5 protein-coding genes and 3 pseudogenes are annotated in these 7805 nt (G+C 65.8%); 4 read left to right on the top strand and 4 right to left on the bottom strand.

Annotated elements, in window-relative coordinates; translation table 11 throughout:
• The 4 genes and pseudogenes from C998_RS15195 to C998_RS0110485 all read left to right on the top strand — a co-directional run.
• Positions 1 to 251 (top strand): annotated as a pseudogene (locus C998_RS15195) (IS3 family transposase); the annotation flags it as partial.
• Between the two features lie 79 nt (positions 252 to 330).
• Positions 331 to 480 (top strand): annotated as a pseudogene (locus C998_RS15385) (DUF1153 domain-containing protein); the annotation flags it as partial.
• Between the two features lie 181 nt (positions 481 to 661).
• Positions 662 to 1459 carry an IS3 family transposase gene (locus C998_RS0110490; RefSeq protein ID WP_018870821.1) on the top strand — a complete coding sequence of 266 codons (798 nt, stop codon included), beginning with the start codon at positions 662 to 664 and terminating at the stop codon, positions 1457 to 1459.
• A gap of 127 nt (positions 1460 to 1586) precedes the next feature.
• A complete protein-coding gene (locus C998_RS0110485; protein WP_018870820.1) occupies positions 1587 to 2870 on the top strand; it encodes an McrC family protein in 1284 nt (427 codons plus the stop codon).
• 97 nt (positions 2871 to 2967) lie between these two features.
• Here the strand turns inward: C998_RS0110485 and C998_RS15380 are convergent.
• The 4 genes and pseudogenes from C998_RS15380 to C998_RS0110470 form a co-directional block, all read right to left on the bottom strand.
• Positions 2968 to 3069 (bottom strand): annotated as a pseudogene (locus tag C998_RS15380) (M48 family peptidase); the annotation flags it as partial.
• Between the two features lie 28 nt (positions 3070 to 3097).
• Complete coding sequence (locus C998_RS14840) at positions 3098 to 3679, bottom strand: hypothetical protein (protein WP_156001284.1); 582 nt, start codon at positions 3677 to 3679, stop codon at positions 3098 to 3100.
• 84 nt (positions 3680 to 3763) lie between these two features.
• Positions 3764 to 4465, bottom strand: a complete 702-nt coding sequence (locus tag C998_RS0110475) for a M48 family metallopeptidase (protein ID WP_018870818.1) — start codon at positions 4463 to 4465, stop codon at positions 3764 to 3766.
• Positions 4462 to 7800, bottom strand: a complete 3339-nt coding sequence (locus C998_RS0110470; RefSeq protein WP_018870817.1) for a type I restriction endonuclease subunit R — start codon at positions 7798 to 7800, stop codon at positions 4462 to 4464. Before C998_RS0110470 ends, C998_RS0110475 begins: the two co-directional genes overlap by 4 nt.
• Positions 7801 to 7805 lie beyond the last annotated feature (5 nt).

The raw sequence follows: 7805 nt of genomic DNA, 5'->3' as shown, positions 1-7805 counted from the left end.
CTCCGTATCGGGCCCGCCGCAACCTCGGCCCCGACGTGCACGACGGCACCATCGTTCCGGAGGCGCCCAACCGGATGTGGGCGACCGACGCCACCACGACTTTCCTGCCGGAGTGCGGGCAGGTGACGGTCTTTGCCGTCGTGGACCACTACAACGCCGAGGGCCTGGGGATCCACGTGGCTCGACCCGGGACCCGCTTCGAGGCGCTGGAGCCGCTGCGCCAGGTAGTGCGAAGGATCTTCGGGGGATATTTCACCAGGGTATCGCTGCCTGCTTGTGAAATGACCGCCTCGACGGCTGCACAGGTTATTGTGGGGCCAACTGGAGGGCATGATGAGCGAAGAAGCACCGGTGAAGCGGTGGACGGCGAAGCGCAAGACGGCCGTGGTGATGGACATCTTCAAGGGCAAGACCACGGTGGCGGAGCTGGCGCGCCAGCATGATCTGGCGGTGTCCGACGTCGAGAGCTGGATGGACGAGGCGCAGAAGAACATGGAGAACGGCTTCAAGTCCCGTCCGAAGGATCTGCGCGAGCAGTACGAGTCGGAGCTGCGCGAGACGCGGGAGGCGCTGGGTGAGGCCCACCTGCAGGTCTATGCACTAAAAAGTGGCGGCGCCTGCTCGACGACGAGGAGAACTCGTAAGGTCGCTGCAGGCGGAGATGGAAGCGGAAGGCCATGCGGTATCGCTGAGCCGGCTGTGTCGCTGGCTGGAGGTCCCACGCCGGAGCGTCTATTACCGGCCCACCCGGCGTCGTACGCCGCTGAACGAGTGGTTGGTGGCGCAGGTCAAGGCGAAGCTGGAGCAGTTCCCGACCTATGGGTACCGCCGCCTGGCGGCGGTGCTGGGCGTGAACCGCAAGCCCGTCCAGCGGATCCTGCAGCGCAAGGGCTGGCAGGTGCGCAAACGGCCTCAAGGCCACCGCCCTCGGGCGAAGAGCCTGCCGTCGGTGGCGACCCGGCCGGACGAGCGGTGGGCCACCGACCTGACGCAGGTCTGGTGCGGCAAGGACCGGCGAGCCGCTCTCGCCGTGATCGTGGACTGCTGTACCCGGGAGGTCCTTGGCTGGCGGCTGTCCAGCCGAGGGAGCAGCCCGACGGCCGAGGCGGCCCTTGAAGAAGCGCTGATCCAGCGCCTGGGTGTGCTCCAGCGGGTGGCACAACCGCTGGCACTCCGGTCCGACAATGGACTGGTGTTCAGCTCACGGCGGTTCACCGCGACGGTGAAGGCCTATGGTCTGAACCAGGAGTTCACCACACCGTACACGCCGGAACAGAACGGTCTGATCGAGCGGTTCTTCCGCTCACTGAAAGAGGAGTGCATCTGGCAGCACCGCTTCGAGTCCCTGGGTCACGCACGGGCGGTGATCGGCGACTGGATCCGGTACTACAACGAGCAACGGCCGCATCAGGCACTGGGCTATGCGGCGCCACGGGCCCACCCCGCGTTAAGCGCGTAGGGTGAGCAAAAACCCGGGGGTCATTACATCCCGGCCCTGAGAAGCCCGACTATCAGGTCAAGGCAACCGGAGACATTGCGCCGGATGCCATCCGCAAGATTTACGAGAACGTGAGCGACGTGGACGAATGAGGCAGCTTCTTGCCCGCGAACACGGCTGGCTCGCGATTGACGAACACGGCGACCTTTACCGCCGGGAGGCCGACCTGCTCGCGGAGGCCGAGCCGCAATTGCCCGGGGGCTGCCTCGAATGGGGGCATCAGCGCGTCAAGTTTCGCCAGTTCTGTGGCGTCTTCCGCCTCGACAATGTCCAGATCGAAGTCCTGCCCAAGCTGTCCACCTATCAGTCGGCCGCGCACCAGCGCCAGACACTGCTAACTCTGCTGAGCCGCGGAAGCGAACTCAATGCGCTGGATATGGGCGCCGCGAGCCTGGCACACAGCGAAGCGCTCCTGCTGGACATCTTCATCCGGCATTTTGCCGAACTCCTCGATCACCAGCTTCGCCATGGCATGCTGCAGGACTACCGGGACGTCGAGGACAACCTGGGCATGGTCCGCGGGCGTATCGACATGGTGCGTCAACAACGCGAGAACCTCACCCACCCACAACGCATCGCCTGTCGGTTTAATGAACTCAGTACGGACACCCCGGTCAACCGCCTGCTGAAAACCGCCCTCGATCTTCTGCAGACACTCGTGTCGGATCCCCTCCTGCGCCAGTACATCGCGTCACTGCGCATGCGTTTCGCCCATGTCCCGTCGTTGCAGCGACACGAATGGGCCCCACGCGGCGATGATCTGAACCGGATGCAGCGACGCTACGCGCCCGTGGTCGACCTCGCCCATCTCTTCCTTTCCGGCCAGTACCTCGACGTTCGCGGCGGCCCAAGCCGTACCTTCAGCCTTCTATTCGACATGAACCGGCTGTTCGAGCGATACACCGCCAGCCTGATAGAGCCCGAGGTGCGGCGCGCCGGCCTCAGGCTGCAAGAACAAGGCCCGATCCAACACTTGGTCACCGAGGAGCGTGGTTCACCTCGACGGCGAATGCGGCCCGACATCGCCCTGTTGAACCGGCACAACACCGTCGTGTCCATCCTCGACACCAAATGGAAAATCCTCGCCGGCGAGGATCTTCTCCGAGATTTGTCCAACTCGGACCTCTATCAAATCAGCACCTATGCCGCCGCATACGGGTGCCGCGAGGTGGCTCTGTTCTTCCCCGAGCAGGGATGTTTCCAGAGCGAGCGACCCAGACGGCTGACCATCGAACTCGGCAACAAGGTGAAGTTGACCGTCCGTGCCGTCCCCGTTAGCGATCCAGGCGCCCGGATGGCCGTCGATTTCAAGCATATCGATCAGCACAAGCCCAACCCTGAAATGCCTGCAGAGTCGATCACCGTGCGTTAGCCGCCCTCGGCGCTGCTCCCACCCGAGCATCCCGCTGTCATCCGGCCTGATCGCGACCAAACCCGCGCTTCCAGCCGTCGTCGATGCCGGTCGGCACTCAGATCCCCTCCACCTCGATGCCGTGTTCGGCGAGCCAGCCCTTGCGCTGGTCGTAGTCGGCCATGGCGCGTTCGAGGCGGCGCCAGAACTCGTGCGTGTAGGGACGCGACCATGGGTCCCGCTCCCGGTCACCCGCGGCGGTCGCGCGCCATCATCGATTGGATGCGGAAAAGATAGGTGACCATCGCACCCACCCCCAGGATCAGAAGGCCGCTGACCAACGTATATAACCACACGCTCAACATCGCCGCCATCACCGTCAGGCCATCCGCCCGATCCGGGAGATTGGCGGCATTGACAAGGCCAGCAATGATGCCGATACCGATGACCACAAGACCGATCACCGCGAGGGCCGGCCCCAGCAGGTTGCGCGAATAAAGCAGATCGGTCACCGAGTCATTCCCGTTACCAGAGGGCAATGACGTAGAACCGGCCGCTTTCCCCTCGACATGCTCTCCGCCCGCGTGCGCTTGAACGGATGCTTCGGATTGTTCCTGATGCTTTCCGGTCGGCCCAACGTCCACGCTGGAGGAAGCGGGTCCTTCATATGTTCCGCCAGTTTTGCTGCCACCTTCACCCGATGCCTTCTCAACCGAAACGATTTCGGCGTCAGGGTAATCCGTGGCAGCCAGGTTGCGGGCCTCCGCCAGGCCGGGCGCCTTGATTTCCTTCGTTTCCGTTTGTCCGTCACGACGTAGCGTCACAATCATTCTGGGCATAAACACTCCTCACTAATAGCGTTTTACAAAAATAGCTGTCGGGCATCGAGCCTCGCCTGACAGTTGGAAAGGCACTCAGATCCCCTCCACTTCGATGCCGTGTTCGGCGAGCCAGCGCTTGCGCTGGTCGTAGTCGGGCATGGCACGTTCGAGGCGGCGCCAGAACTCGGGGGTGTGGTGGGGCTCGTGCAGGTGGATCAGCTCGTGCACCGCGACGTACTCGGCAATGTTCCGGGGCAGCAGGATCGTCTTCCAGTGGAAGTAGAGCCAGCCGCCCCGGCCGCAGGAGCCCCAGCGGAACCCGAGGTCCTGCACCCGGACGCCCGCGGGCGACAGGCCGAGGCGCTGCGCGTGGGCATCCACCTGGCGGCCCAGCCAGTCGTTGGCGCGCGCGGTGTACCACTGGATGAAATGCCGCCGGGCATCGCTCAGGGCATCCTCGCGGATGCGGAAACGCCCGCCATCGAGCTTCAGGGGAACGGCCTGCTCGGCCGCCGGGACCGTCTTCAGGCGATGGCTGCGCCCGAGGTACAGAAAACCCTCGCCGTCGACGTATTCCTTTCTCGGCAGTGGCCGGTGGCGCCGGGCCTTTTCCGCCAGTTTGCGGTAGATCCAGCCGCGTTTCTCGACCACAAAGGCACGCATCTGCTCCGGATCGGTCCCCGCCGGGGCCGCGATGGCCAGCTCGCCATCGCGGTCCACGGTAATCTCCAGCGTCTTGCGGCGCCGGCTCTCCCGCACCCGGAAGGTCAGGTCTTCTACCTGTAGCTCCGTCATGCGTTGACCAGGCGGTCGTGGTTGGCCCGCGCCAGATCGAACAGGCGTTCCACCAGCGGCTCGACCTCCTCCACCGGCACCACGTCCCGCTCCACCAGGTGCTGGAACAGCTGGCCCTTCAGCCGCTCCTGGTCCGGGATATGGGACGGTTTCCAGAAATCGGGCACGTCGATCTCGTCCTGGATCACCCCGAGCAGTTCCTCGGTGACGTTGATCAGCCGACCCGCTTCGGCCTCCCCGGCCGGAGCACCGTCCGCACCGGTGCTCTGCACCAGTTCACGCCAGAACGGGACCGCGTGGGCCGGCAGATCGGGCAGCGCCTCGCCGTCCACGGGCTCATCCTCGCGCAGCTGCCGGATCAGCCCCTCCAGCGCATCGACTTGCTCCGCCCACTGGCCATCCAGCTGCTGCAGCAGTTCCTCCAGCCGCTCGCTCAGCCGCTCGTACTTCACCGGGTCTTCGTCCAGGTGCTTGCGGATATGGGAACGGACCGCGTGTTCCATCTCGGAGGCCTTGGCGCGATCACCCACCTGCCGGTTCAGGTGCCGCTCGAAGTCGGCATCGGTAAGCTGCACCGGCGGAATGCGCGGGTCCATGCCGAGCGAGATCACGTAGTCGTCGATCAGCTTGCGCACCTTGTTGCCCACGTCATGCCCCAGCGACGGCACATCCTTGTAGCGGTTGCGGGCCAGCGCGTGGATATGAGCCAGTTGCTTGGCATCGTTGACGAACTCCAGCCCTTCCGGGCGTGGCAGCACGTCATCCAGGCTCTGGCTGAACTCCTTCAGCTTCACCGTGAACTCGGCCCGCACCCGCTCGTCCGCAAGAGCCTGCACCGCCTCTTCCACGTCCTCCAGGCGCTCCACGCCCTGCTGGCGCAGCACGTCCACCGCGCGCAGATGACGATCGCGCAGCAGCGGGATCTCGTCCTTCAGGCTCTGCAGGGCGCCCTCGATGTCCTCCTCGCTGTAGGCCGCCAGGGCCTCCTTGAGGTGATTGGCCACGCCGAAGTAGTCCACCACGATGCCGTGGGTCTTGTGGTGGCCGGTACGGTTCACGCGCGCGATCGCCTGCAGCAGCTCCGCCTCGCGAATCGAACGATCCAGGTACATCACCCCCTCGATGGGCGCATCGAAGCCGGTGAGCAGCATGGATTTCACGATCAGGAAGGCCAGCGGATCGGCCTTCTCGGGGTCGTCGTGCGTCAGCGGCTTCTTGAAGCGCTGGATGTGGTTCTCCACCGCGCTGCGGTCGGTCCAGCGCGCCCACGCCGCATCGTCGTTGTTGCCGCCGCTGATCACCACGGCAAACTCCACCCGCCGGAGCAGGTCCCGATAGCGCCAGGCCTGGATCGCCGCCTTCACCCGCTCCGGCCGGGCCACCAGCTGCGCATCGTCGAGCTGCTTGTCCTCCACCGACAGCGCCATCGCCTCCTGCAGCAGCTCGTCCCGGGCCTCGTTCAGGGCCTCGAAATAGCGCACCGCCGCCCGCCGGCTGTAGGCCACCAGCTGGGCCTTGTAGCCATTCGGCAGGATATGGGTCACGTAGTGGCGCAGCATGTCCGCGGCCTTCTCGCGGATCAGCTGCGGCGCCTCGAAGATCTGCCCCTTGGTGGCGTATTTCTTCTTGATCGCCTCCAGCTCTTCCTTGCTGTAGCTGCGGAACAGGTCCTCGAACAGGCCGTCCAGGCTGGCCCCGTCCTTGATCGCGCCCTTCACCGTGCGCCCCTCGTACAGGATCGGCACGGTGGCGCCGTCCTGCTCCGCCTCCTTGATGGTGTAGCGGTCGATGTAGTCGCCGAAGATGTCGTGCGTGCGCTTCTTCTCGCCCATGAGGATGGGCGTACCGGTGAAGCCGATGCGGGCCGCGTTGGGCAGCGCGCGCATCATGTTCGCGTGCAGGTCGCCGGCCTGGGTCCGGTGCGCCTCGTCCACCAGCACCAGGATGTCCTCGCTGGTGTTCAGCACCTCGAACGGCTCGCTGCGCTTCGGGGCCGCCGGGGTCGCGTACTCGCCGGGCGGATCCGCCACCTTGCGCAGGTCGTCCGGCGCCGCATCCCCCGGCGCCTCGCCGGCGCCGCCCTCCCCCTCGGTGTCGGGGTCGCGATACTTCTGGATGGTGCCGAACACCAGCCCCGGCCCCTCCCGGGCCAGCAGCTGTTTCAGGCGCGTGGTATTCGGCGCGGTCGCCACCGTCTCACCGGTCAGCGCGGCCGTCTCCGAGAGCTGGGCCTGGAGATCCTTTCGGTCGGTGATCACCACCACCTTGAAGCGGCGCAGTTCCGGGTCGGTGCGCAGCTTGCGCACCAGAAACACCATCGACAGGCTCTTGCCGCTGCCCTGGGTGTGCCAGATGATCCCGCCGCGCCGGTCCACCTCGCCGTCTTCGCGCCGGGTCGCCCCGGTCTTCAGCCGTTCGATCGCGCGGGTCACCCCGCGATACTGCTGGTAGCGACAGACCAGCTTGATGGTCTGCCCGCCCGCGTTCATGAACAGCGTGTAATGGCGCACAATATCCAGCAGCGTATCCGGCGCCAGCATCCCTGCCGCCAGGCGCTGCTGGGCGGAGAGCTCCGCCACGCCCAGCGCCTCGGCCACCTCCGACTCGCGCCGCGGCACCACCGTCTTCCAGCTCAGGTAGTGGGCAAACGCCGCCCCCACGGTGCCCGCGCGCGCCTCGTCGAAGTTGCTGGCGACCAGCAACTGACTGGTCGCGAACAGCGCCGGCGCGCCCTCGTGCTCCTCGACCTCGAAATCCTGGAAGCGCTGGTCGTGATACCGCCGCAGCTGATCCACCGCCTGGCTGATGCCCTCCGGCACCGTGCGGCTCTTGCACTCCACCACCACCAGCGGAATGCCGTTCACGAACAGCACCAGATCCGGGATGATGTGGCCCTTGCCGACATCGAATCCGGGTGGGCACTTCACCTTGAACTGGTTCACCACCACAAAGTGGTTGTTCGCCGGTTCGTCCCAGTCGATCAGCCGGATGGTCTGGCCCCGGCCGCCGTCCCAGTCCGGCAGGCCCTCCACGGTCAGGCCACCCAGCAGCAGCTCGGTGGCCTGCCGGTTCGCCTCCATCACCTTGCTGGCCGGGATGCGCGTAACCGCCGACACCGCCTGATCCAGGCGCTTCTCGTCCAGCCAGGGCTCGCCTGCGCGCAGGTTGATCGCCCGCACCCGCTCGCGCAGCACCGGCTCCATCACCACCTGCGCGAAGCTCTCGCGGCGGGTCACGCCCGGATCCTCGACCGACCCGGCCAGGTGCGTCCACCCCAGCCCGACCAGCTGATCGATCAGCGGCTTCTCGACGTCCGTGTATTCTGGCCCGGCCATGGCGT

Source organism: Thioalkalivibrio sp. ALgr3 (genome assembly GCF_000377325.1).
Taxonomy (GTDB): domain Bacteria; phylum Pseudomonadota; class Gammaproteobacteria; order Ectothiorhodospirales; family Ectothiorhodospiraceae; genus Thioalkalivibrio.
Note: the sequence above shows the minus strand (reverse complement) of the source record. Positions and strands in the feature narration are given on the sequence as shown.